Source organism: Nitrospira sp. CR1.1 (assembly GCA_014055465.1).
Lineage (GTDB): Bacteria > Nitrospirota > Nitrospiria > Nitrospirales > Nitrospiraceae > Nitrospira_A.
The window spans coordinates 22,824-47,892 of the sequence record WIAF01000003.1; the positions used below are offsets into that span (position 1 = coordinate 22,824).

21 protein-coding genes are annotated in these 25,069 nt (G+C 57.8%); 7 read left to right on the forward strand and 14 right to left on the reverse strand.

What is annotated here, in order from left to right; all coding sequences use genetic code 11:
- Window positions 1-57 precede the first annotated feature (57 nt).
- The 4 genes from GDA65_07060 to GDA65_07075 all read left to right on the forward strand — a co-directional run bounded on the left by GDA65_07060 (window position 58) and on the right by GDA65_07075 (window position 7,071).
- Window positions 58-474 carry a four-helix bundle copper-binding protein gene (locus GDA65_07060; protein MBA5862450.1) on the forward strand — a complete coding sequence of 139 codons (417 nt, stop codon included), beginning with the start codon at window positions 58-60 and terminating at the stop codon, window positions 472-474.
- A gap of 25 nt (window positions 475-499) precedes the next feature.
- A complete protein-coding gene (locus GDA65_07065; GenBank protein ID MBA5862451.1) occupies window positions 500-808 on the forward strand; it encodes a hypothetical protein in 309 nt (102 codons plus the stop codon).
- An 814-nt stretch (window positions 809-1,622) separates the two neighbouring features.
- Window positions 1,623-3,689, forward strand: coding sequence for a PAS domain S-box protein (locus GDA65_07070; protein MBA5862452.1), 2,067 nt, complete (start codon window positions 1,623-1,625; stop codon window positions 3,687-3,689).
- Window positions 3,690-3,894: 205 nt separating this feature from the next.
- Window positions 3,895-7,071: a PAS domain S-box protein gene (locus GDA65_07075; GenBank protein MBA5862453.1), complete on the forward strand. Its 3,177-nt coding sequence runs from the start codon at window positions 3,895-3,897 to the stop codon at window positions 7,069-7,071.
- A 13-nt stretch (window positions 7,072-7,084) separates the two neighbouring features.
- Here GDA65_07075 and GDA65_07080 read toward each other — a convergent pair whose 3' ends face one another.
- The 7 genes from GDA65_07080 to GDA65_07110 form a co-directional block, all read right to left on the reverse strand.
- On the reverse strand, window positions 7,085-7,252 hold the full coding sequence (locus GDA65_07080) for a DUF1328 domain-containing protein (protein ID MBA5862454.1): 168 nt from the start codon (window positions 7,250-7,252) through the stop codon (window positions 7,085-7,087).
- A 487-nt stretch (window positions 7,253-7,739) separates the two neighbouring features.
- Window positions 7,740-8,339: an outer membrane beta-barrel protein gene (locus GDA65_07085; GenBank protein ID MBA5862455.1), complete on the reverse strand. Its 600-nt coding sequence runs from the start codon at window positions 8,337-8,339 to the stop codon at window positions 7,740-7,742.
- 129 nt (window positions 8,340-8,468) lie between these two features.
- A complete protein-coding gene (locus tag GDA65_07090; GenBank protein ID MBA5862456.1) occupies window positions 8,469-8,747 on the reverse strand; it encodes a peptidase M4 in 279 nt (92 codons plus the stop codon).
- Window positions 8,748-8,800: 53 nt separating this feature from the next.
- Entirely contained in the window at window positions 8,801-9,046 is a 246-nt protein-coding gene (locus GDA65_07095) for a CsbD family protein (GenBank protein ID MBA5862457.1), read from the reverse strand.
- A gap of 907 nt (window positions 9,047-9,953) precedes the next feature.
- Window positions 9,954-10,493 carry a bacterioferritin gene (locus tag GDA65_07100; GenBank protein MBA5862458.1) on the reverse strand — a complete coding sequence of 180 codons (540 nt, stop codon included), beginning with the start codon at window positions 10,491-10,493 and terminating at the stop codon, window positions 9,954-9,956.
- Between the two features lie 530 nt (window positions 10,494-11,023).
- A complete protein-coding gene (locus GDA65_07105; protein ID MBA5862459.1) occupies window positions 11,024-11,320 on the reverse strand; it encodes a hypothetical protein in 297 nt (98 codons plus the stop codon).
- Window positions 11,321-11,668: 348 nt separating this feature from the next.
- On the reverse strand, window positions 11,669-12,304 hold the full coding sequence (locus GDA65_07110) for a superoxide dismutase (protein ID MBA5862460.1): 636 nt from the start codon (window positions 12,302-12,304) through the stop codon (window positions 11,669-11,671).
- A gap of 286 nt (window positions 12,305-12,590) precedes the next feature.
- On the opposite strand from GDA65_07110, the gene GDA65_07115 reads away from it, so the two are divergent.
- Window positions 12,591-13,247 (forward strand): response regulator, encoded by a 657-nt coding sequence (locus GDA65_07115; protein ID MBA5862461.1) that lies wholly within the window; start codon window positions 12,591-12,593, stop codon window positions 13,245-13,247.
- A gap of 4 nt (window positions 13,248-13,251) precedes the next feature.
- Here GDA65_07115 and GDA65_07120 read toward each other — a convergent pair whose 3' ends face one another.
- The 4 genes from GDA65_07120 to GDA65_07135 form a co-directional block, all read right to left on the reverse strand.
- The gene (locus tag GDA65_07120) at window positions 13,252-13,935 is read right to left on the reverse strand and encodes a response regulator (protein ID MBA5862462.1); all 684 of its coding nucleotides are present in this window, start codon (window positions 13,933-13,935) and stop codon (window positions 13,252-13,254) included.
- 88 nt (window positions 13,936-14,023) lie between these two features.
- Window positions 14,024-15,265 carry a hypothetical protein gene (locus tag GDA65_07125; protein ID MBA5862463.1) on the reverse strand — a complete coding sequence of 414 codons (1,242 nt, stop codon included), beginning with the start codon at window positions 15,263-15,265 and terminating at the stop codon, window positions 14,024-14,026.
- Between the two features lie 578 nt (window positions 15,266-15,843).
- The gene (locus GDA65_07130; protein ID MBA5862464.1) at window positions 15,844-16,539 is read right to left on the reverse strand and encodes a hypothetical protein; all 696 of its coding nucleotides are present in this window, start codon (window positions 16,537-16,539) and stop codon (window positions 15,844-15,846) included.
- Between the two features lie 37 nt (window positions 16,540-16,576).
- Window positions 16,577-18,373: a glycoside hydrolase family 15 protein gene (locus GDA65_07135; GenBank protein ID MBA5862465.1), complete on the reverse strand. Its 1,797-nt coding sequence runs from the start codon at window positions 18,371-18,373 to the stop codon at window positions 16,577-16,579.
- 108 nt (window positions 18,374-18,481) lie between these two features.
- Between GDA65_07135 and GDA65_07140 the strand changes: the two genes are divergently transcribed.
- Complete coding sequence (locus tag GDA65_07140) at window positions 18,482-18,805, forward strand: hypothetical protein (GenBank protein MBA5862466.1); 324 nt, start codon at window positions 18,482-18,484, stop codon at window positions 18,803-18,805.
- A 462-nt stretch (window positions 18,806-19,267) separates the two neighbouring features.
- Here GDA65_07140 and GDA65_07145 read toward each other — a convergent pair whose 3' ends face one another.
- Entirely contained in the window at window positions 19,268-19,453 is a 186-nt protein-coding gene (locus GDA65_07145) for a hypothetical protein (protein MBA5862467.1), read from the reverse strand.
- Window positions 19,454-19,945: 492 nt separating this feature from the next.
- Here GDA65_07145 and GDA65_07150 point away from each other — a divergent pair, with 492 nt between their 5' ends.
- Complete coding sequence (locus GDA65_07150) at window positions 19,946-21,034, forward strand: glycosyltransferase (GenBank protein MBA5862468.1); 1,089 nt, start codon at window positions 19,946-19,948, stop codon at window positions 21,032-21,034.
- Between the two features lie 378 nt (window positions 21,035-21,412).
- Here GDA65_07150 and GDA65_07155 read toward each other — a convergent pair whose 3' ends face one another.
- Together GDA65_07155 and treY are read right to left on the reverse strand one after the other, a co-directional pair.
- On the reverse strand, window positions 21,413-21,799 hold the full coding sequence (locus GDA65_07155) for a PRC-barrel domain containing protein (GenBank protein ID MBA5862469.1): 387 nt from the start codon (window positions 21,797-21,799) through the stop codon (window positions 21,413-21,415).
- Window positions 21,800-22,167: 368 nt separating this feature from the next.
- Entirely contained in the window at window positions 22,168-25,065 is a 2,898-nt protein-coding gene (gene treY / locus GDA65_07160) for a malto-oligosyltrehalose synthase (protein MBA5862470.1), read from the reverse strand.
- Window positions 25,066-25,069 lie beyond the last annotated feature (4 nt).

Genomic DNA, 25,069 nt, shown 5'->3' on the forward strand with positions numbered 1-25,069 from the left:
TAGTACAGGACCCATGCCGGGTACGATAGTGTAATCACAAGACAGTGGGAGGGGGCAATGTTAACGAGGATGGCCGCATCGGTTCACTCAGTGGACGGGCACCGGCTCGAGTGCATTCAGGCCTGTTTGGACTGCGCGCGCATTTGCAATACGTGTGGCGACGAGATAACCGGCTTGGAAATGCCGGAGGAGGAAGTGGAGCGGCACCTGAGGATTCGCTGCATCAGGCTCTGCCGCGATTGCGCGGACATCTGCATCCTTGCGGCACAATGGATGGGACGGACCTCGGCTTGTGACGTCCGCCTCTGTGCGTTCTGCATCGAGATGCGTGAACTCTGTGCCGGAGTCTGTGAACAGCGTGCGCCGCACCAGGCCATGTGCGGCGAGTGCGCCAAAGAATGCCGGCGCTGCGCCGAACTCTGCCACAAGATGGTGCTGGAATCCGTGCCGAGTTCGACCGGCGGAACGGCCTAACTGCTCCGACGGACGAGGAGGAGGGATGATGAAGATCACCACTATGATAGGAGCCGGGGTGCTGGCAGTCGTCTTCATGACAGGGTGGAGCCCATTTCATCAGGAGGTTCCGGCGCCCGCCCCGAATCCGGGACCCGGCCCGACGGTGCCTCCCAAACCCAGCGATCCTATACCTACGCCTCCGACGATGCCAAAACTGTTCTCATCCACCCGGGCGGCGAACGAGAGCGTCTCCCCTACCCTGACGACGGACTTGGCTACGCACCGGCAGGAAGCCGTGTCCGGACAACTGCTGCAACTCGAGCTGAAAAAGAAGGAACCTTTGGACGGGTAATGAAGACGGCCAGTGTGTTGAGCCGGCTGACCGGCAGCGAGATGGGTGGTTGTATCCGGGCGTTCGGCTGGAGCCGGTCGCCACAATCCTAGCAGGCTGCGGAAAAACTCGTTTTTTTGCACGCTACGCCTCGATCAGCTCACGTGGCGTGTTGGTATCAGGATAGTACGCAGGATGCGCAACAAGGCTATCCAGCAAGGCCGCAGCGAGTGAAGCGGCGAATCGTACTCGTGTCGTACGTTGAGCCGCTGAACGAGGCGAGAACGCCGCTGGTGGACTTTTTCCGCATCCTGCTAGATGATTCACACTAGTTCGTCGTGCAATCGCCGGGTCACGGTGCGAGACCGGCGCGCGGAGGCGGGAGGACCCGTGGCGTACCCGTGCAGGACGTTGAGGGGCCGAGGGGCGAGCCCGCCGGTTCTGTATTGCCCGCTGATTGGCGAAGAATGGGATGCCCGCGGCGGAAATCATGCCCTGCCGCGCAAATTTTACGGCGACCTGCCCGGTGCGGTTTTTCAAGAACCGGTCGAAAGTCCGCATGCACGGTCACAGTGCCATCGCGGTCGGACACTTCGATGACAGGTTGCTGAGCTTCCAGGCTTACACTCGATCCGGGATACGAATTCGACAGGGGCGGCCCCGCGGAATCGGGTTCCTGGATCAGGAGATCGATGAGTTGATCATGCACGCTCCATAAGAATATATGACATCTTCCGATCGCGTCTGCCTTATGCCATACGGCATGTTTGAGGACGGGTTACTAGGAACTTCCCTGGGTTTTGCATGAGGTGCGCTAGCACTTTGCCTAGTTGTGATGCAGATGGAGACAACGATAGAGTCGCCGTTAGAAGCAGACTTTTGTGTCTCCACGCCTGCAATCAGGAACCTATATATGCCCAACCATATGCCAGACCCTGGCGACATCACCCCGTCCATTCCCCAATCCGGGTTTCCGCTGGATTTCATGCTGGCGCACCTGGCAGCCATCGTGGAATGTTCCGACGATGCCATCATTTCCAAGGATCTCAACGGGACGATCACCAGTTGGAACAGAGGCGCCCAACACCTGTTCGGTTATGCGGCCCCTGAAATGATCGGGCAACCAGTGAAGCGCCTGATCCCGGAAGACCGATTGAACGAAGAGCCGCGCATTCTGGAACGACTTCGCATGGGGGAGCGCATCGATCATTATGAAACCGTGCGGCGACGCAAAGACGGGACCTTGATCGAGATCTCGCTTTCCGTATCGCCGATCAAGAATCAGGAAGGGCGGATCGTCGGGGCGTCGAAAATCGCGCGGGGGATATCTGATCTGAAACAGGGTGAACGGAACCTGGCCAATCTGCTGGAGACTCTGCCGGCCGCCGTCTATACCACCGATGCCGAAGGCCGGATTACCCGGTATAACCAGGCGGCCCTCGATCTCTGGGGCCGCCAGCCGCCCCTCGGGGTCTCCCGCTGGTCCGGCTCCTGGCGCCAATACTGGACCGACGGACGACTCATGCCGGCGTCGGAATGTCCCTTGGCGCAATCGCTCGCACTCAATCGCCCGATCCGCGGCCTGGAGACCATCATCGAACGGCCGGACGGCGCCCGCCTCCCGGTCGCCTCTCACACCGCGCTTCTTCGCAACGCGTCCGGCGCTGCGATCGGCGGAGTGGACATCCTGGTAGATCTGACCGAACAGAAACGGGCTGAACGGGAACTGCAGAATTCCGCCGCCGAACTCGAGCGGCGGATCGTCGAACGCACGGGAGAACTGCTCCTCTCGCAGGAACGCCTGCGGGCCTTGGCCTCCGACCTGACTCTGACTGAGCAACGGGAACGTCGGCATCTCGCGACTGAATTGCACGACTACCTGGCACAGCTTGTGGTGGCGAGCCGGATCCGGCTCGCGCAAGTCATTCCGACCATTCATGATGCCTCAGCCTCGGTTGCTCTGTCGAAAATCGATGAGATGCTCGATCAGGCGTTGACCTACACCCGTTCGTTGGTCGCCGAGCTGAGTCCCCATATTCTGTACCAATTCGGGCTGTCGCAGTCGCTGGTCTGGCTGGGTGAACAGATGAAGCACCATGGTCTTGACGTGGCTGTCAAAACGATGGCGCCGCCGTTCACCCTGCAGGACGATCAAGCCGTGTTGTTATTCCAGTCGGTTCGCGAACTCCTCTTTAATGTCATCAAACATGCCAAGGTCGACCGCGCCGCTGTGACCATTAATGTGGATGAAGATCGTCAAGAGTTGTGGATTTGCGTGGAAGATGAAGGAATCGGGTTTGATGTCATGGAACCTGGCATCACGAAGAACACCAGGGCTCACTTCGGCCTACTGAGCATCAGGGAACGCATGGAGCTGCTCGGAGGCGAGTGCGATGTGTCGTCCGTCCAGGGAAGCGGCACGGCGGCCATCCTCCGGCTTCCCCTGGCATCCGTCTCCGTCCAATCTGCATTCGCGCTCACCCCGGAAGCTCCGCATGCGCCGCCGCCTTCCCCCAAAGCCTCATCGCGCAACATTTCCATACTTCTCGTGGACGATCATGCCATGGTCCGGCAGGGTCTTCGCAGCATACTCAACGCGTACGACAATCTGACGGTGGTTGGGGAAGGAGCTGACGGCCAGGACGCCGTCATGATGGCTCGCTCGCTACATCCGGACGTCGTCATTATGGATGTGAATCTCCCCATCATCGACGGCATCGAGGCCACGCGCATTCTCACTCAAGAACATCAATCCATCACCGTGATCGGCATTTCCGTTCGCAATGACCCGCAAGTTCAATACGCCATGACCGGGGCGGGGGCGGTCGCCTTTCTGCCCAAAGAATCCGCGGCTGATCAGCTGTACGAAGTGATCGTTCGCCATTTTCCTGTCCAAGCCTAATGAAACGAAGACCGAACTAGGGGATCCCCCAGTAGCGTCTGGCTTCCGACTCGCCTATAATAGATCCTCTCAATGACATGGGCAGGTTTCGTCCATGAATGGCCACCAATCCCGCTCGCCTCTGTTCCCCCTTGAGTCACACTCGCGGAGAGGGTCAGTCGTTCCTGCTGCAAGGCGATAAGACCCGGAGGCTTGTCCTTTACGCATGACTTCGGTGCTGCTGACGCTGCAACGTCTGGTCCCCTCAGCCGCCGGATTGGCCATCGGGTTCCCGGTCTTTGCCTTCCTTTGCTGGGCTTACAACCCTGCCTTGTTCTCCAACCTATTGCCCTCCACTGGAACGGTGAAGCCGATGACCATGGCAGCGGTCTTGTTTTGCGGGATATCGCTGTGGCTACAGGCCGACGAGCAGGCCGTGACGCGGACGAAGCGGCGTCTCGCACAGGGCTTCGCGGGCCTTGCCTGCCTCCTGGCGGCTCTCACGATGGTGGAATACCTGCTGTCCACCGATCTGGGTATCGATCTCTGGTTTACCACCATTCCTGATTGGGCCGTGGATTCCCATCCCGGCCGGATGGCTCCCGCCACAGCCTTCGCGATCCTCATGTTGGGCCTGGCATTGTTCCGGATCGACTCGAACCACACCAACCACGAGAATGCCAGCCATTATCTGGCGCTCCTCGGTGGAACCGTTGGCGCGATTGCGCTCGTCGGCTATCTCTACCGCGTGCAAACCCTCTACAAGGTCGGGACATCTAACACCATTTCCATTTTCAGCGCCGCCCTCCTACTCACGCTTGGTCTCGGTATTCTCAGCGCCCGCCCGAACCGAGGGTTCATGTCCACCCTGACAAGCGAACATCTCGGAGCCGTGATGTTGCGGCGCCTCCTCCCCTTCGCCATTGCCCTGCCGATTCTCGCCGGATGGATTCGTATCGCCGCTCAGCGGTCAGGCCGCTACGACTTCAATTTCGGAGTGGCGTTGGCGGTGGCTGGGGTCATGTTGATCATGCTGGCCTTTCTGTGGTTTCTCGCCGGCAACCTCAACCGCACCGACCGCCAAAAAAAACATATTCTGCAAATACTTCAACAACGCGAAGCCCGACATCGTCTGGCGCTGAAAGCCGGCCGCATGGGCACCTTCCACCAGGACCTTGACCGCCAGACATTGGTCTTTTCGCCCGAACTGGAGAGCATTTTCGGATTGCCCGCGATGACGTTCGGCAGCACCTTCGCCGCATTCCAGGACCTGGTTCATCCCGAGGACCGGATCCGCGTGCAGCAGACGATCAACGGAGCCATCCAAGACCGCAGCGCATACGATGTGGAATGCCGCATCCTCCGCCAGGGCTCTCCCGGCGAGGCCTGGATCGCGATCACCGGACAGGTCCTTCCCGATTCCGCCGGCCATCCGCGGCAAATCACTGGCGTGATGTTTGATATCACGGAGCGCAAACAGTCCGACAGCGCCTTGAAAGAAAGCGAAGAGCGGTTCCGCCATCTTTTTGAACAGGCTTCAGACGGGATCGTCACGGCGGACATGAACGGGCAATACCTTGATGTAAACAGCCGCGCATGCCAGATGTTGGGGTATACGCGTGAGGAGCTGTTCGACTTACGGGTCACCGACCTCCTGGATCCGCATGACTCCCCACGCTTGAGAACGATCCAAAGAGAATTGATTCAGGGGCATCGGCATTCCGGAGAATGGAAATTACGCAGAAAAGACGGGGGAACCATTTCCGTCGAAATCAGCGCCAAATTGCAACCGGATCGGCGCTGGCATGCCATTGTGAGAGACATTACCGAACGCAAGCGGGCCGACGCGGGGTTGCGCGAAAGCGAAGCCTATTTTCGCATGTTGGCGGATGCCACTCCGGTGCTGGTCTGGAAGGCCGGAACGGATCGACTCTGTTCCTGGCTTAATCGATCCTGGTTGGAGTATACGGGACGCCGCCTTGATGATGAACTGGGGACCGGACGTACCGATAGTGTTCATCCTGACGACCGGGCCGATTTCATCCGGATCTACACCACGCACTTCTCCCGACAGGAGCCATTCGAACTGGAATATCGGCTGCGTCGGCAGGACGGAACCTACGGATGGATCCTGGACCGCGGCGTCCCGCTGCTCAGCGCCGCCGGAGTGTTCAGCGGGTACCTTGGTGCGGCGCTCGACATCACGGACCGGAAACTGGCCGAAGAACAACTGCAGAAGTGGACGGTGGAACTGGAACAGCGCGTGAACGAACGCACGCAAGCACTCGTACATTCCCAGGCGCGCCTCCGCGCCCTGGCGTCCGATCTCAGCGCCACGGAACAGCAGGAGCGTCGCCGGCTCGCCACGGAGCTGCACGATTACCTCGCGCAGTTGCTGGTCGTCGCCCGCATGAAACTCAGCCAGGCCAGACCGCAGGTGCGTGATCCAAAAACAGAACACCTGCTGGGCGAGGCGGATGAGATGCTGACCCAATCGCTCAACTATACGCGATTTCTTGTGGCCGAACTGAGTCCGCAGGTTCTGTATCAATTCGGCCTGCCTGCCGCACTCAAATGGCTCGCCGGGCAAATGAAATCGCACGGACTGTCCGTCGCGACCCATTGTGAGGTGGACCAGCTTCCGCTCGCTGAAGAAAGCGCCGTGATTTTGTACCAGAGTGTCCGGGAACTCTTGTTCAATGTGGCGAAACACGCAGGCACTGACCAAGCGATGATCACACTCGCTCTGGGTTCGGGCAATCAGGTGATCATTACCGTGTCCGATAAAGGATCCGGCTTTAATCCGGCCATTCTGCAGGACACCGACCGGCAGCATCCGGGACGATTCGGGCTCTTTAACGTTCAGGAACGCATCGAAGCGGTCGGCGGCTGCCTCAGCCTGACATCTGCAGTCGGATCAGGAACCGCCGTTACACTCAGCGCACCTCTCAATCCTCCTTCAGACTCGACTTCCGAATCGAGCATGGCCCTGCCCGAGCCTGTGCCCGATACGCCACATCCTCCTTCGCATCGATTGCGGATCCTTCTGGTCGACGACCATGCGATGGTGCGTCAGGGATTGCGGAGTGTCTTGGAGAGTTACACTGATCTCGAGGTCGTCGGAGAAGCGGGCGACGGGGATGCGGCGATTAGTATTGCCGCCGCGTTAAAACCGGATGTCGTGGTGATGGACATCAACATGCCGAAAATCGACGGCATCGAAGCCACCCGCCATATCCTCAGCGAGCATCCGGATGTCGTGGTGATCGGCCTCTCGGTTCAGAACGAGCGGCATATCGAGGACGCCATGCTCAAGGCCGGGGCCGCAGTCTTTGTCACCAAAGAATGCGCCGCCGGCCAGCTCTACGAAGCCATTGTCAGCACTGTGCGAACCAGGAAGTAACAGTCCTCGCCCTTCATACCGCCGGTGGCCGTCGGCCCATCACCATGCCAATCACCGCCAGGATCACAAATATCACAAAGAGCACATAGGCGATGTGCGTGGCAGTCCCCGCCACCCCTGTGACTCCGAGTACGCCTGCGATCAGCCCAATGACCAAAAATGTCACCGCCCAGCTCAACATGATGGCACCTCATCCTTCCTATAGGTAAAGACACTCGCTCATCTGTCAGAAGCCCCCTTCGAATGGTACGTGTGCTGCGTACCACATGCTCTATGCCCGCAGGAACAACTCCCGGTCGGCGCCGCCGCATTACGACAGGCATCGGAACAAAACTCGCGGCCTTTTTCGGCTTCACACGCACATGAAGGATGCGCGCAGGATTTTTTTCGTATTGCCTCCGACATCGCTTCATCCTTTCCGGCGGCAGGCGCCGCCTCTTCTGCATGAGCTAGAAGCAACGGTGACTACCCATGCCGATCCACTCCACACGATGGGTGAACTATTGACCGTCGGGACTGGGACCGGTGTAAAAATCCCTCAATACCTGCGGCTCTCTCTCGTCGATCCAGGCTTTTTCTACCTGTAGCGGGGCCAGAACCGACTGCCTCACCGATTAATTTGGTTCTCGCGTGATTCTGAACGTCCTCACAGCCTGGTCCATTTCAGCCTAGAAATGGAAGTTGATGCCAACCGTGACCATGTGGCCGTTATCCTGAAATTTTTTGTCGACGATGTTCTGGTCCCGGGACTCAATTTTTTCCAGCCAGATGTACCGGTAGGTGCTGTCAATGGAGACATGTTTGTTGAAGAAAAATTGGAGGCCGCCGCCCGCATGAGCACCAAACCGGTTTTGGGTGTCATCGAAACCGCCCGGCCCCTTGACGGTCGTGTAGTACCAACCACCGCCACCTAATAAAAACGGCGCCAGTCTGGTCGTCCCGAGCGGATAAATCAGAGCCGAAACCTGGACGGGGTATGTATGGACGCGGGTATCACCGATGTCGTTCCGGCGGTAGTCTACGGATCCCTCAAAGGCCAGGTAGCGCGAAGGATGCAGGCGTACTTGTCCCCCCCCGAACCATCGACTTGAACCATCTTTGGGATCGCTATAGGTAGCGCGACCACCGATCGATAACAGACCAATGTCTACCTGCTCGAAGAGCCCCTTATCTTCCGCCGCCGTAGCCTGGAACGGCGCAACCATTCCACCGACCATAAGCAAAGACGCACATAGGCATAACGCTCCCCATAGGACCCGTCGTTTCATTGTCCATCTCCTCCGTGAGTGTAGAACTGTGGCATCGTGCTCAATCGGCTAAGAGTCATTCACCATTTTTCCATCACATACATGACAGGGGCGTGCCGCCGCTTCCTCGGGCCGGGACGCCGCCACCCCTTAGCGATCGACCTTCGCCTGACCGCTCTGCGCATCGACATAGACCTTCTGGGTCTTATTGTTCGAGTCGATGATTTCGACTTCATAGACGGTACGTCCGTCTTCCTTGCCGATCTCGGCCTCAACGGCTCTCCCCGGCACCGCTTTCAGAGCATGCCTGACGGCATCTTCCAGGGTGACCGTCGCTGTGGCCGCCAACTCTTTATTTGTTTCGAAAAGTGCCCACGCCGGACTTGCGATAACTCCGGATAACAGGGCGATCGCGATTAGCTTCTTCATACCAAGTGCTCCTTCTGTGACATGGTGAGGATGTCTGCGTTCAAGGAGTATTTTCACCGCGGGGGCCGCGCCTCTCGTGGCTGAGTCCCCGGCTGCGCCTGTCCCTGCTTCGTATGCCAATCATCGGCCCAGCGCATCACTTCCTCTTTTTTGTTGCCATATCGCTCTTGAATGCGCCCGACAAATTTGTCGTAATCGCCCTCGATCTGAGTGAGATCATCATCCGTGAGTTTTCCCCACTGCTTCTTGACCTCTCCCTTGAACTGCACCCATTTCCCTTTAAATTGATCTGAATTCATTGCGATCCTCCCTGTTGATGTGTCCTCGCCGCAGAAGGTATAGCGCCTCCGCGACTCCGTTGCCGGGCGGCGTCTCTCAACACCCGCTGGAACGGCGATCGAAACGCAAGACCGTTCTTTCCACCCCGGTACAACACGACTGTGCTTCCGTCAGCGCTTTCCCTGACTATCACGACGACCTTGGCTTTGACTCCGGAGTGTTTCATCTGCGCCTTGCGATAGTTGTCCATAGCTCTTATATCCCCGAACAGACAAACGGAAGGCTGGACATACCCCTAGTTTTAAAAGGGACGATCCCTAGAACATTTTTATCTACGTAATAGTTCTCGCCTTGATCAGAGGGTATGATATTTGGCCGGAGTGACGACATGACCGCGGAGCGCACGAGAAGAGGGTCGCGGAAAGGAGTGATTGAAGCCTCTTTATGACTCTAGCCCGGCGTAGAAACGACCAGGGATGGCCTCGGATCGCGCTGAGGTCGTGTAGGGTGCCCCTGTCCTACGCGTCGAAATGTTCCGGCACATCCGGATGGCGCGCCGTGAAACCGTTACCAAGCACTTCCCATCTCATAGGATCAACCAACAGTTTGGCAGGAATGAACAGGTGAAAGGCCGCAGGCTCTTACAGCCTTTTTATGCGGGATTCATACTGGAGGCGGGGGCACCCCGCCGGCAGGCAGACATGCCGGGTTTGATTGGTCCGTTTCTCTAGCCGAATCCGCCGGGATTCCTGTGAAGCGTCCGGTCCATCAGAAGGCATCGTTCTACCAACGTGGCATTTTCAGAGGACCGGGCGGAATCCACCCCTTGCCCATCCCACATGGCTCCCGGCGGACAGGGACGGCCCGGCCATACCTTCATATCATCTTTCATCTCCAAGGATTGTGGATCGCCTCGTCATCGCGACATTACTTCAAGAGACTGACCAAATCCTCGGCATGTTCCTCTTCCTTCATCAGGATAGTTTCGAGCAGCCGCCTGGTGGTAGGATCATCGCTGCCGACGAAGGCGATCATGTCGCGATAACTCTCGATCGCAATCCGCTCCGCGATGAGATCTTCTTTGATCATCTCTTCGAGGTCATCGCCCTCCGCATATTCCGAGTGGCTGCGCGACGACAAGCCGTCTGGAGAAAGATTCGGTTCCCCGCCTAGCTGGACGATTCGCTCCGCGAGTTCATCCGCATGAGCCTGTTCCTCGACGGCATGAGCAAGGAATTCAGCTTTGACGCTTTCCGCATTCATGCCCTCCGCCATAAAATAATGCCGCCTGTACCGCAGCACACAAACAATTTCCGTCGCCAGCGCTTCATTCAACAATTTGATGACCGTCTCGCGATCCGCTTTGTAATCAAACGTCAAGGCTCCGTCTTCGATATGCTGGCGGGCACGTTTCCTAATGGTCTTCACATCCTTGATGATGGATGCTTTTGGCTTTCCTGTTTTCATATCGCCTCCTTTCACAACTCAACGCACGTGAGAGCACAATCCTGTGGCAGTTCAGCGCAAGAAGTCTACGCGTACGTGGGCCAGGCCGATTCGAGTCCCAATTCCGTCATCGGACTTCGGTCATTCCTCCTCCGCGTGACCATTCGCGCCTGCCTCCCGGATATCGTCACGCAGGCAGCGATCGAAAGAATCCATACCAAATTTCTACCGAGGTGCTCGGCGTACCACGAAAAATGGTGTCATCGCGACCTCCTCTCTCCGCGTCAAACTTTGCGCTCACAGTAAAAGAATAGGACAGAGAGACGTACTAGGCACATCCCTGGGGACCATGGGGGTTTCACCCGGACGAGGCGCCGTAAGGGTCTCTGAGGAGGACAGGACTGTAGATCGGCAAGACACCGGAATCCTGATTGATTCCGGATTCCCAATGCAGATGTGCCTGCGGCCGCATTGGCCCCGCTTCAGCAATAGCACGAAGACTCATCACTTTTCCCCCGCACGCTCGTCATCCGCCCGGCCTCTAGCGCTCGTTAGACCGTTTGCGGACGATCCTCATGCACCGTGATCAGTAGCCGTCCATAGTGAACGGGCTTGTCAGGGTCTCTTGTGTAATGGCTTTTATCCTCTCCGATCGAAATCAGGCTTAGCGGAAGCGTGAGATGTTGCCTGTAATGCGGGAAGGCCGTTTCAAGCAACATGGTCACGGTTTGACCATCGCACTCGATGACCTCCGCATTGAGATCATGTTCATCCTGAAAATCTACGGTCACCCGCTCTTCAGGATTGATCCATTGTCGAATGCTTGCCGCCTTTTCCAGAGATTCCATACGCTGCCTCCATGTCGTGGCTTGCCGACGATCGTCTCCTGCGATCGTCTTTCGCCATCGACAACGCTGTTCTCCCATGAACTCCGGGGCTCGCCCACTGGCACTTTCTCTAGGTCCCCCCCCGTGCCGCATTTCCATCCGGACATGCCATCCATAGGCCTTCCCAGGCGCCAGTTGCGGTACAGGAGGGTCAACCGGTTGTGGCGGAACGGGTGGAGGAAAAGGATCCGGCGGAAATGGACCCGGGCCGGGATCCTGATTAGGATTCGGCTCCTGGAGCGAAGTGGGATCGGGTCGATTCGCAGAGAAACGGCTCTGAAAAAAAGATGTTCATACAGCGCCTTTCCTTCAGCGTGAAATGGAAATGGATGACAAGCCCGCTTGAAGCCTCTCTTCGACCATGTTCCATCCGATGTTGCTGAAAAACGATTCGATATACTGTTTGCGCTCGCCGGGTTGATAGTCCAGAAGGTAGGCGTGTTCCCATACGTCCATGACGAGAATGGGCAAAAAACCCGCCACGTTTCCCTGTTCATGCAACGACACCCAATGGTTGGAGACAAGCCCCCTCGCGGGGTCCACATTACAGACCGCCCATCCCACCCCGCGCATCATTCCCACACTGCAGAAGTCCGCCTTCCAGCGCTCGTAGCCGCCGAACGTGCGCTCCACTGCTCTATTGAAGGCCGAGCCCTCCGGGGGCCGCTTTGCTCCTCCCCGACGAAGATTCCCAAAATAATATTCATGCAGCACCATTCCGTTGAATTCAAATCCCAGCCTGCGCGTCAGATCGGAATAGGCCGGCACTTGTTCGTGATCGAGGTCCCCGCGCGCCATGAGCTCGGACAATTGATCGCGCAGTTCGTTGGCCGCTTTGACATAACCCTCATAGAGACCGAAGTGGACTCGGAGCGTTTCATCTGAGATACCGGACAAACCGAACAGATCATAACTCCTGGCTCGATACGGTTGAGTCGCGGCCATAACCGGTCCCTTTCCTGAAAAAATTACGCCAATGATCTCAATCAACCTTACCCCCGCACGGGAAGCGTCCCAACTAGGTGTTACCCTGGAAAGGCTCACTCTTGGCAGGGGAGGTTCCTAGGCGTACTTCTTCTGTGATTTCTGTAAGACCGGTCTATGGGGAGACTTGCTTGACGGAAAGGACCGGTGCAAATATTGGCCGGGACTGGTATGGTAAGGCGCATGTGATGGCCGTCGCCCGTATCAGATCCATTGGACCGAGTCGTCCGCGAGGGGAAGGAGCACCGTGGCTAGAGCGCGCATTGTCATCGCCGATGACCATAGTTTAGTGTTGGAAGCCTATCGGCAATTGCTGGAGCCGGACTATGAGGTGGTCGGCACGGCCTCGAATGGGCAGGAACTCCTGGACATCGCCCCCGCCTTACATCCGGATATCGTCATGCTCGACATTTCCATGCCGACCATGAACGGCTTGGAAGTCACGAAGCTGCTGCGAGCCGCAGTTCCTCAGGCCAGGATTATATTTGTGACGATGATGAGCGAACCCTTTTATATTTCGCAGGCCTTTCAGATGGGCGCTTCGGCCTATGTCCTGAAACAGTCTGCCTCTACGGAATTGTTGTCTGCCCTGAAGGCCGCACTCAGGAATCAGCGGTACATTTCACCGCAACTGTCCCTCGAGGTGCAGGATGCCATCGAAACGCCCTGGGTCAAACCGGAAGGGTTTTCCTCCAAATTGACCCCTCGTCAGCAAGAGGTGCTGCAGCTGCTGACAAAAGGCATGTCCACGAGAGAAATTGCCACGACCATGCGCGTCTCCACGAAGGCCGTTGAATTCCACAAGGGCAATATCACGCGCCGCCTCGGCATCCGCACCACCGCGGAGCTGACGCGCTTTGCCCTCTCGCAAGGCCTTACGACACTGAACGACCAACACCCCTGACTGATCAGGACTGAGAGCCGGGTACCGTGGGCTGCTGCGGCATGGCAATGAGCCCGATTGCAATGGCGTGTTTGGTGAGTTCTGCGGTGCTGCGGATCCCGAGTTGCTTCATGATGCGAGTTTTGTGAAATTCGACGGTTTTGAGAGACACGTTGAGAGTCGAGGCAATTTCCTTCATCGATTGGCCTTCGGCGATCAGCTGAAGAACTTCCCGCTGCCGGCCGCTGAGCAGGTCGTTGGATGGCGGCGAACCGGCCGGAGCCGGCGGAACCGGATTGAGCGCTTGCGCCACCAGATTTTCCGCCACGCTGGGAGACACGTACAGCCGCCCTTTCAACACTTCCATAATCGCGAACACCAGTTCCTCCGACACGGATTGCTTCAAGACATACCCGGAGACGCCGGCGCGAAAGGCCTCCGTCACAAAATATTGCTCGCTATGCATCGTCAGCACGAGCAGTTTCACCTGCGGAACCGACTTCTTGATCTGCCGGCAGGCATCGAGTCCGTTCAGCAGAGGTAGCGCGATATCCACCAGGGCGATATCGGGCTTCTCCTTTTCAACGGCTCGAACGAGCGCGCGCCCGTCAGCGACCCTGCCGCACAATTGAAAACCGTGTTCCAGCAGCTTTTCTATACCCTCCGCAACGAGGGTGTGGTCATCGGCGATGAGTACTCGTGGTTTCATGAACACGCTCCGGGCTGGTGGAGAAGCCGCGTAGGGACGGCTGGAGAATCCTACCACTCTCTCCGCATGATTTCGAGTGGCCTGTCGGTCACAATTCTTTCGACCAGAAAAAAATGATGCCATGCCCGCCCTTGGTGGGCGGCGCCCCGCCCGGGTCCCGATAGATGCCAAAATTGTACGTGTAATTTAATTCCACCTGTGATTTCCATGGGGCGCCCGTCACCAATCCGCCGCCTACAGCCGGCATCGAGTCCGTGATATTTTTGACCGCATTGCTCGATGTAAAAACGGGACGCTCGACCAGCCCCCAGGTCGCCTCCACGTAGGGATACATAAAAAATACGGCCTCGTAGCGATATTGCAGATTGGCCACGGCATAACGGGTCGGAAATAATTCGTTGAAGGCCACGCCGTGGATCATCGGGAGAGAGATGGCCTCCCATTCATACCCGGTCGGCCGTCCCGGAAGCCGGAAGGCCGAAAATCGATCCAGGTCTTTCCCGATCCCCGCATGGACACTGCTCAACAAACGATGCTTGTCACTGTCGATGAACGGCAATCCCGTTGCCAGCAACGCATAGGCGCTGGCTTGAATGTACGTCCGCTCCTTTTTGAAGTCCGGGGTATTGAACGGGGCGCCTCCCCATTGATCCCACTTCGCTCGGTGGCCGTGCAGCAGATCACCGCCCATGGTGAACCCTTCATGCGGAAGCTCCATCAGATTTCGTTTGAGCGCATCGGCCCGTATTCGAAAATGAATGCGGCCTTCATACGTGTCCTTCGGCACGCCATATTCCGCGGACGTGTGGCCGGTGCCCTTGAACCAACGATACCCCGCTTCGTAGGTGACTGAAATGTTCACCGCGCTGTCCTGCCGAAATGGATGGACCGGAAGCCGGTAGCCCAGCCCGGCGCCGGCAAAGGCATAGCTCCACTCCAACTCGGTGCCTCGCTGACGTTGTCCTTGAACATACTCCGACCGGCCTAATGGAAGGATGAAGTTGTCCCACGTGAACAGGAGCGACCAGTTCGGGTAGTCGCGTAGCCCGATCGTGTAGTCCACGTCGTTCACGACCCCGGAAAAAGTACCGCGAAGACGCCGGTTGTCATCATCCCAATTGCGCCAGACATAGAGGGCGCCAAACGGAAGCATTTCCTGCTGGGCCGGTCCATTAGGAATAGCCTGAATCCCGAAGCTGATCGCCGTGACGCTCCGGCGGTCCCTGGGAGGCACATAGATTTCCTCTCCGAATAAGGTGGTTCGAAAAGGCTCGCCGGCAATCGGCGTGGGTTCTTCGGCCAGCGCAACGTCTTGTTTTCCGCCGAGCATGACGCTCCCCGTTACCCAGACACTTACTATGCAGACACTCAGACGACAGAACCATTCACACGCAGCACGACGCATCAGCTCTATTGCTCCTGACGGTGACGTTCGATTCCGTGACGGCCGGCGTCATTCTTATATGTCAGCCGCGGCACATCTGCGCCCTAGTGAACTCCCTAGGTTGCCTGATTCCTGAGCACTCCTGCTGCGATCGCCAATGCATTGCGCGAACGATCAATTCAGTCGGCGAGATCCGGGTTCCCTTGAACTGCTGGTCATGTACAGAGTGGAGGGACGGCCGCATCCATTCCGCCAGCACGAGAAGACACCCGTCACACCGCCAGATCGAGACCGAAACCACAGCGGTCCGTGACACCTTGAAACTTTGCTTGAGCCGATTCACACCGGCTCTGGCCCGGCTGCTCGGACGAACTCCGTCCGATTAGCGCTTCCAGTTAATCAAGAAAAATGTCCCAGCTTGCGTGTGTTTCAAAGGAAGTTTGTATACCGACAAGCCGAGTGGGCGAATCGACCAGTGCCCCCGCGAATCAAGCAGGCGCAGGCCGATACGCCTTAAAGATCTGTCAAGGCAGGGCTTGGAGCGAGGCGTCCAGCGGGGTGAGCGATTCTGAATTCCTGCCGATTGCCAGTGCCTCGACCGCCCGACCGAATCGATTAGTCGTTCCGTTTCCCCTGATCGTCAACCGATCCCCGATGTGGAGGGAGCGCCGGAGTTCCTGGCTGGCATCGGGAGGAAAGCGAACCTGCGTCTCATCCGACAGCAACAGGCCCTGAACATATTTTCTCACGGGGTGATAGAAGAACGCGCGAATGGTCCCCGCGGCGCTCATTTCAGTCATCGACAGTGTGTGCTGATCCGGCATGGGAAGGTCCAGGCGCAACGGTACGATGAACGTCGTTCCCGCAGTCTGATTGGTCATCACATCGGCTTGAACCAGCCGTTCTTCGGGGAAAAGCCGGCCATACACCCGCACAACATCTCCCGGCTTGAACGCGCTGACCAGGTGGTCTGCCGCGCGGGAGGTGACATACAGATGCGTGCCATCGGCGAGGAAGAGTCCCTCTACTTCTCCCCGTGGATCCAGGATAAAACGATCCACTGTACCCTCTGCGGCAAGCACTCCATAGCCCTGGTCATTGGGCGTCATGTCGGCAGAAGAAATCTGCTCGGCTGCCAGGGCGCACAAGGACGCAACCTGCCCATATTGCAACCAGCCAATCATCGCCCCGACCACCATGAGTCCTCTGCCGTTCAACATCTGCCTCCTTGCCATTGCCACCACATGCCCCGGCGGCTCAACTCCGCTGCCGGCGCTCGGCAGGGCTTTCCATGCGGGAGAATCCATAGGCCGAGTCGATCAGGGACACGTGAGAAAACGCTTGCGGAAAATTTCCGACCAGCCGTTGGTTCTTCAGATCATATTCTTCTGCCAGCAACCCGACATCGTTGCTCAACCCGATCAAACGTTCATACAACCGGCGGGCTTCATCCACGCGACCGGAAAGAAGCAGATTGTCTACCAGCCAGAATGAACAGGGCAGGAACATCCCCTCATCACCGGGGAGTCCGTCCAACTGGCCGGATGGCTGATACCGCATGACCAATCCATCCACCGTCAACTCCCGTTCAATGGCGTGCAGCGTCCCCTGCACGCGGGGATCGAATGCCGGCAGAAACCCTACGAGCGGAATCATCAACAAACTGCCGTCCAGCGAAGTCCCGCCATAATATTGGACGAACGTCCCTCGATTCGAATCGTACCCCTCACGGCACACCTGGTCGTGAATCGTCGCGCGAAGGGCGCGCCATTGCTCCAGCGGTCCTTCGAAATGACATCGCTCGATTGCCTTCACCGCCCGGTCGACCGCAACCCAGGCCATCACCTTGGAGTGGGTGAAATGCCGGCGCGGCCCTCGGACTTCCCAGATGCCCTCATCGGGGCGATCCCAGGCCGATTCGAGAAATTCCATGATGGCATGTTGCACGCGCCAGGAATCGTTACTGCCCGCCAGACCTGACTCCCTGGCCTGGTGCATGGTATCCATCATCTCGCCATAGACGTCCAACTGAAACTGCCGGGAGGCCGCATTGCCGATTCTCACAGGAGTGGATCGCTCATAGCCCGGCAACCAGTCCAACTCGAACTCTGTCAGCCGCCGTTCGCCGCCAATGCCGTACATGATTTGCAAGTCGGAAGGCTTGCCCGCCACCGCGCGCAGCAGCCATTCGCGCCAGGCCTTGGCCTCACTATGGTATCCAGCCGTCAGCAAGGCATAGAGCGTAAAGGTCGCATCTCGAATCCAGCAATACCGGTAATCCCAATTGCGCACTCCCCCGAGTAATTCCGGAAGCGAGGTGGTCGGCGCGGCGACAATACCGCCAGTCGGAGCATAGGTCAGGGCTTTCAGCGTAATCAGCGAGCGAATGACGTCATTGCGCCAGGCGCCCTGGTACGTGCAGCGTTGCGACCATTTATTCCACCAGAGCTCGGTCTCCGCTAACGCTCGTTCCGTAGTCATCGGCTTGGGAGGCGTATCATGTGACGCTCGCCACGTCAGCGTGAAAGGTATTTCCTGGCCCTCCGCGACGCTGAAATCGGCGACGGTCGAAAATCCCTCCCCCCTCATTTCGAGCTCAGTTTCCAGGTAGACCGCATCGGGCCCGGCCACCGCCTTCAAGAAAGGGCGCTGGTAACTGACCCATGGCACGATCGATCCGTAGTCGAACCGCAGGGTCAATTCCATCTTCATCCGCACCGTTCCCTTGACTCCCGTGACGATGCGCACCACATTGATGTTGCGATCACGCGGCGGCATAAAATCGATCACCCTCGCGGTCCCCGTTGGCGTGACGTAGTGCGTTTCCAGCACCAGGGTGTCTCCCCGGTACCGTCGACGAATCGTTGTGCTATTCTCCTGGGGCGTGATGAGCCATCGGCCATGTTCTGGCGTGCCCAGGAGCGCGGCGAAGCAGGCCGGCGAATCGAAGCGCGGCAGGCACAGCCAATCGAGAGATCCCTCGCGGGAAACCAGCGCCGCCGTGTGTGTATCTCCGATCAGCGCATAGTCTTCGATTTTGGTCCCGGCATGCATCGACACCTCGCGTTAAGTGCAGTGAGATTCGTGATTGATTCATTGTAGACTGTACAGATGAGCACGAGGCGAAACAACCCTTATCATCCAGGGATCCAAGGAGGAACCATGCGAAAAATCGTGGAGAAAAAATCCCAGCCCCGCAAGAAATCACCTTCCGTGAGGAAAGGCGTCCCCAAAAGGGAAATCGAGCCGGCAGCGCATGTCATCAAGAGAAAACCGAAGAAGCGCACCTCGAAATCAACCACGACAGCCAAGGCCGCCAGGGTGAAACAGAAGACCTCGAAGCCGGCTGCGAGCCGCTCTTCCAGTTCGAGTCGCAAGGCCAAGACGGTCGGCCGTGCGGTCGGCAAGGTCTTGGGCCGAGCGATCGGAACGGTGGAGCGGGCCCTCACCCGAGTGATGCCGAATTCGAATGCCTCGAAGAAGTAGGTGGCGATCCTATCGGCGAGAGGCTCCCTAGGGGGACGCCTAGTAGAGATCCTCAATGGAGGCTTATAGAATGGAATGACGCATGAGGCAACGAACGCCTCGCGATGCGCGGAGATGGACTCCATGGCATTTCAGATCTATCGCATATTGAGCTTTGTCTCGCTGGTAGCCGCGGCGTCACCTGCTCCCGTACACGCCGCGGATCCTGCTCACCAGTCGGCGGAACCGGCGCCACCTCAAACTCCCCAGTCGCAACAACCACCGTCAGCTCCGCCTCCCTTCCGAATCGATCCGGGAATCCAGAAAGCCCCGGATACGCCTCCCAACCCTAAATCCTTCGTACAGCCACCGGTCGTTGATCCCAAGATGGCGATCGATCCGGAACGACCAGGCGGGCCAGCTAATACGGCTACGCCGCCTTCGACGCCGGGTACATCACCGGTCCCCCCACGATGAAGTCGATCACGGAAGCATGTGCCGGCGCTGACGAGCGTATACCAGCTCATCGGTAATCCTCATGCCCCGTTCATTCCAGTAGATCAGGCGGATGGCCGCTGCGAGAATCTTGCAGCCGTAAGAAACCGGCTCTCCCTCCCGAAGGTCGATGCGGTAGGCCACGCGATCGATGGCTCGCGCTTCGTCCAGCATAATCCGACATTACGCCCTGCGCGAAGCAAGGTTCGCAGCGGCCAGGTTATGTCCGCCGGTGAAAGGGCCGCCGGTGCGACCACCTACAGCAAGGGTTGGAAGAGGTCATGGTCCACACGATAGAAGAGGATGACCTTCCCCTCCATTCCACCAAGCGTCCTGGCTGCCGCTAATCTCCGAACCCGCCGTCTACGATCACCATAGGATTTCGCCCATGCTCTTGCAATCCTGCCCTCCTTTAACCGCGGTCCGGAAGAACAGGTTAGGCGCCTCCCTGGCGCCTCATTTCCGGGCGCGATCAACAGGACTACTAGGGGGCCGCCTAGTTCAGAATTGCAAAGACACATCGTTATGATCCAGCACCCAGGAGCGGCACCACACAACCGTCATTTCGTATATCGAAACCGATCACGACCACACCACCTTCCCCTTGCATGATATCCAGCTAGAGACCACACACAGATCTACATGTGCCGGAAAAGGAGTTCAGGTATGAAGATCGCCCAGGTTGCACCGTTATGGGAGAGTGTTCCCCCCCTGCTCTATGGCGGAACAGAACGTATCGTGTCATTCATCACGGAAGAGTTGGTCCGCCAGGGCCATGAGGTGACCCTGTTTGCCAGCGGCGATTCCACGACGACAGCGCGCCTCATGCCCATGTGTGCCGAAGCGCTCCGGTCCACCAGGGTTCTCATGAATTATGAGGCCCCCCTCACGACCATGATGGAGAAAGTATTCGGATCGGCGGCGGAGTTTGATCTCATCCATTCGCATCTTGAATTTATTCCGTTCCCGCTGGCCAAGCGTTCCCGAACGCCGATGCTTACCACGCTGCATGCCCGTCTGGACCAGCCGGAGCTCGTTCCGGTATTCAGGAAATTTGCCGACCTGCCGCTGATATCCGTTTCGGATGCGCAGCGTGAACCGCTTCCCTGGGCCAACTGGCAGGCGACAATTCACCCTGGCTTGCCGAAATCTCTGTATACCCCGCGGCACAACCAGGGCGAGTATCTCGTATTCCTCGGCCGCGTCGCGCCTGAGAAGGGACTGGACCGGGCCATTGAGATCGCGAAACGGGTGGAGATGCCCTTGCGAATCGGCGCCAAAGTCGATTCGCAATATGCAGGCTATTACACATCGGTGATCGAGCCGTTATTGGATCATCCCCTGGTGGAGTTTCTGGGTGAAGTCACAGACATCGAAAAAGATGATTTGCTGGGACATGCCTATGCCCTGCTGGCTCCCTATGCCTGGCCGGAGCCGTTTGGCCTGGCGTTGATTGAATCCTTGGCGTGCGGCACTCCCATTATCGGGTCCCGTTGCGGCGGCATCCCTGAAATCGTTGAGCATGGGGTGACAGGTTTCCTCTGCGACACGCTCGACGAGATGACCCAAGCAATCAGGCACGTGTCGGTGCTGGAACGCACCCGATGCCGGCAGGCTTTCGAAGAGCGGTTCTCGTCGGAACGAATGGCGCAGGAATATCTGGCGGTCTATGGGCAGCTGCTGGGCATTCGTACTAGGACATCACTGACGTCTTCAGATCTGGCTTCCGGTCTGACTCCCTTGGGCCAGGCCTGAACATGGTTCACACGCGCGAAGGGCAGGTACTTTTTCGAGCGCCTGCCCTTCCGACCATTCCAGATTCTTTTCCTTATCGCGTCCTGCGCGGGTCTCCACCTTCGCATCCAGGAGCCTGACCGGAAAGTAATCCGCTGGCACCGCTCGGGCCGCTTCCACCCGCGGCCTCCCGAAGCTGGCCATCTCATCCATAAGTCCCTGGAGGTCGGAAGACTTGGCTTTGCCGTCGCTTATCGGCGGACTGTGCTGAATCTCCCCTTTCTTCACCGTCGATTAACAGCAAGTGGAGCGTACCGTCTTTGGTTATACATTAACTCCATCCGATAGGTTGTGGCCATTTGCAGTCGTTGGAGAGAATGACGGCATCTCAATCGCGACCTACCAATAGGGCTTATACCCATAATGGGTATGCAGCCGCTCGGCCCAGGCAGAATCCGCCATGTCAGGCCACCGGTCCTTGTCGAACCCTTCCGCCTGCTCCAACCGTTCCCGGGACACATTCAGGATGAAGAAATCTCCTCCCGCGGAAATCGTCAGCGCGCCCCACGGAAGGGCGAACAGTTTATCGCCCAAGCCGAGAAACCCTCCGAAGGACAGCACGGCATACGCAATCCGTCCCTGGCCTAGATCGATCATGAGCGAATCAATCTCTCCCAGATCCTCGCCTGCCGCGTTTTGAACCGCGGTGCCTTCGATCGTTGAAGCTGCGACTAATCGTCGACCAATATGTGTGGCCATCACTCTCCTCCTCTGCTGTATAGGCATCACTCTCCAGGTGTCTGTATGGGATTCTTTCTCCGCCCTCGTCCATCGAGATCAACCCTCTTCCTTTTAGTAATACCCCCCGAACCTTTCAGGAGCAGCTAGGAAGGCCCCTAGCCCACCTTATTCTTGACGGTCCGTCGTGAAATCGCCGAGTCACATGGCGAGACCGGCGCGCGGAGCCGGGAGGACTCGTGGCGTCCTCGTGCAGAACGGTGAGGGGCCGAGGGGCGACGCCGACGGCCAAAGGCCCGTCGCAGCAGTGAATCGGCGAGTGCAGCAGAAGTGCTCACGAATAAGGCGGGCTAGACATGATGCAGCAGGAGAACGTGTCAGAAAGCCCCACTATCCAAGTGGAGTTCGGCTCGCGATCAGGAGCAACGTTCCAGGAGGGCAACCGGGCAATCACGTAGGACCTGATTGATCGGCAGCACCTGCCGCCCGTTTTCGGTGACCGTTTCGAGACGTTGGCCGGTGAGGAGATTGAGATAGTCCGATCCCGCCTTCCAGGACGGAACCGTCAGGCGGGTGTCCTGCCATGGATCGTCAGGCTGCGTCGAAGCCCCGGACGTTTGGATCAGCTCCGTACTGAGACGTGGAAACACGGCGACGATGGCCTGTTCGTGATGCAATCGAGCAAAGGCACAGATATTCGACTTCCGGACGCCGTCGCAATCGAGCGGCACATAATCGCCTTCGAGATAGAGTGCCGCATGTTCCCGCCTGTGACGAAGGCCGGTTTGGAGCAGATACAACTTGATCCGGCCATCTTCCCAGGATTCCATCAACCGGCGAACCAGCGCCGTCCGGCCGACATCATCCTGGCGACCATGTTGCTGACATTCTTTCAACAGGCTGGCCCGAAGATCGAAATCAACCGGCCTCCGATTGTCGGGATCGACGAGACTCAAGTCCCATAATTCCGTGCCCTGGTAACAATCGGGAATTCCCGGCGCAGTCATCTTCACCAGCAACTGCGCTAAGGCGTTGTTCATGCCGCATCGGGCCACAAACGCGTGAAACCGGAGAAACTCCTCGAGGAACGGATTGGAGGAGGATCGGTCGAGGATGGCGCGAACAAATTTCCGCACCGCCGCTTCGTAGTCTTCCCGGGGATTGATCCATGCGGTATGCACCTTCGCCTCGCGCAGCGCTTTGACCATATACTGCTCAATACGCTGCGTGAACCCCTCAGACTGGCTCTGATCCATCGGAGTCGAGGGCCACACTCCCAGCAGCGTTTGGTACAACAGGTATTCCTCATTACGATCAGGAGCCACGATCTCATCGACTTCGGTCCGGAAACGCCTGTTGTGTTTCGCCCAGGAGGCCAGGACAGTCCTCCAACGCTCGGGGATCTCCGACAACACGTTGATTCTCGCACGCACATCCTCGCCACGCTTGGTGTCATGCGTCGACGTGGTCAGAAGCGAGTGGGGCCAGTGCGCGCACCGTTCTCGGAGAGCCTTATGAAATGCCTCCACGGACAGTCCATATTGAGCCGGTTCGCCACCGACTTCATTGAGGGAGACCAAGCGGTTATACATATAGAAGGCCGTGTCCTCAATCCCTTTTGCGGTCACAGGACTGGTGGTCTGTTGGAACTTGGTCACAAATCGCATCTGATCTGCTCGGGGCAATTTAATGCGATCGTCCAATCGCTTCAACAGAATGTCCCTGACGAAATCGAAGACCTGGCCGCTCAAGGTAGGATTGCGGCGTTTCGCCCGGTTCACGGCCATCATGATGTAGGTCCGGTCCCGCTCCAACACGTCTTTCTGGTCCGCCGTGATGTAGGAGCGATACACGGGAAAGCAGGCGATTAGTTCGGTGATGGCATGGGTCAGACTATTCAGCGTGAAATCCCGGTATTGCCGGTCTTTTTCAGAGAGGAGATTCAATTGGTGCCCAAGCACATGGAGTTCGCTGGACATCGATGCCCGCATGATCAACTTTTTCGTCAGATAGACCAGATCGTCGTACACGATCCGCTGACCGACGAAACGCTGATAGACGGCATCCATGGACCGTTCCTTCGCAGACTGCACGAAGAGCCCGTTGACCAGATTTAAAAAGTCGTAGCCGGTGGTGCCTGAGACCGGCCAGGTCGCGGGAAGCGATTCTCCTTTGCCGAGAATCTTTTCTACGACGACGAACAATGAGGCCGGTTCGCCGGATGGGGCCGGCTGGAGTTCCCTGGAAGCCCACTCCTGCAATTGCACCAGGTAATGTTCCGGGTCATACAACCCATCCACATGGTCGATGCGAAGGCCCGTCGCCACTCCGCTCTTCAGAAGGCGAAACACCACTTGATGAGATTCGTGGAAGACACGCGATTCTTCCGTGCGTATCGCGGCCAATTCATTGATATCGAAGAAGCGCCGGTAATTGATTTCTTCGGAAGCCACTCGCCAGGAAGCCAGACGATAGCTCTGCTCGTTGAGCAACGCGTCCAGGCGGTCGAAGCTGGCCGAATCTCCTTTCACACCGTTGTACGTCTCCACACTGGCCGACAGGTGGGCTCGAATCGTCTCACTGTCGTGGAGCAAGTCCGACAGCCGGCGCCTGATGATGCGTTCTTCCCGATACCGTTCAGCGATTCGATCGGGATCCCGCTCATTCCTCGGCGGAAGATTCTTCAATGCGGTCAGAATGCTGCGTAGTTCTTGAACATGGTCATCCTGCTCTCCATCACGCCCCGTCAGATCAGCCAGGCGGAACGACAATATTCCCGCCCACGACTGAGGCGCAACGGGAAACCGGTGTTCAAAATAGGTGACGAGGAACCCGCCGTCCGCATAGGCGAGCTGGATCTCCTGATTTTCCAACACCGCCCCATACTGTTCACCCAGGATGGGCAGCAACACTTTGTCTTCGAGTTCGCGCTTTAACGGCGACCAGTCGATGTCAAAGGCCGTTGCATATCGCGAGCCGGGACCGTGCTCAAGGACATCCCACCACCAGCGGTTCTCTCTGGATCCGATCCCCATGTGATTCGGAACCACATCCAACAACAGTCCCATGTCGTACTGCCGGAGAGCCGCCGTGAAGGCGGCAAAATCCTCTTCCGTCCCCAGTTCCGGATTGAGGCATTCAGGGTCCACCAGGTCATACCCGTGCATACTGCCAGGCACGGCTTTTAAAATAGAGGACACATAACAATCTGTGATTCCGAGCGCATGCAGGTAGGGCACGATGCGAGTGGCGTCACGAAACGTAAACGTATGGTTCAACTGAAGACGGTAGGTCGCAACGGGTATACGCGGCATAATG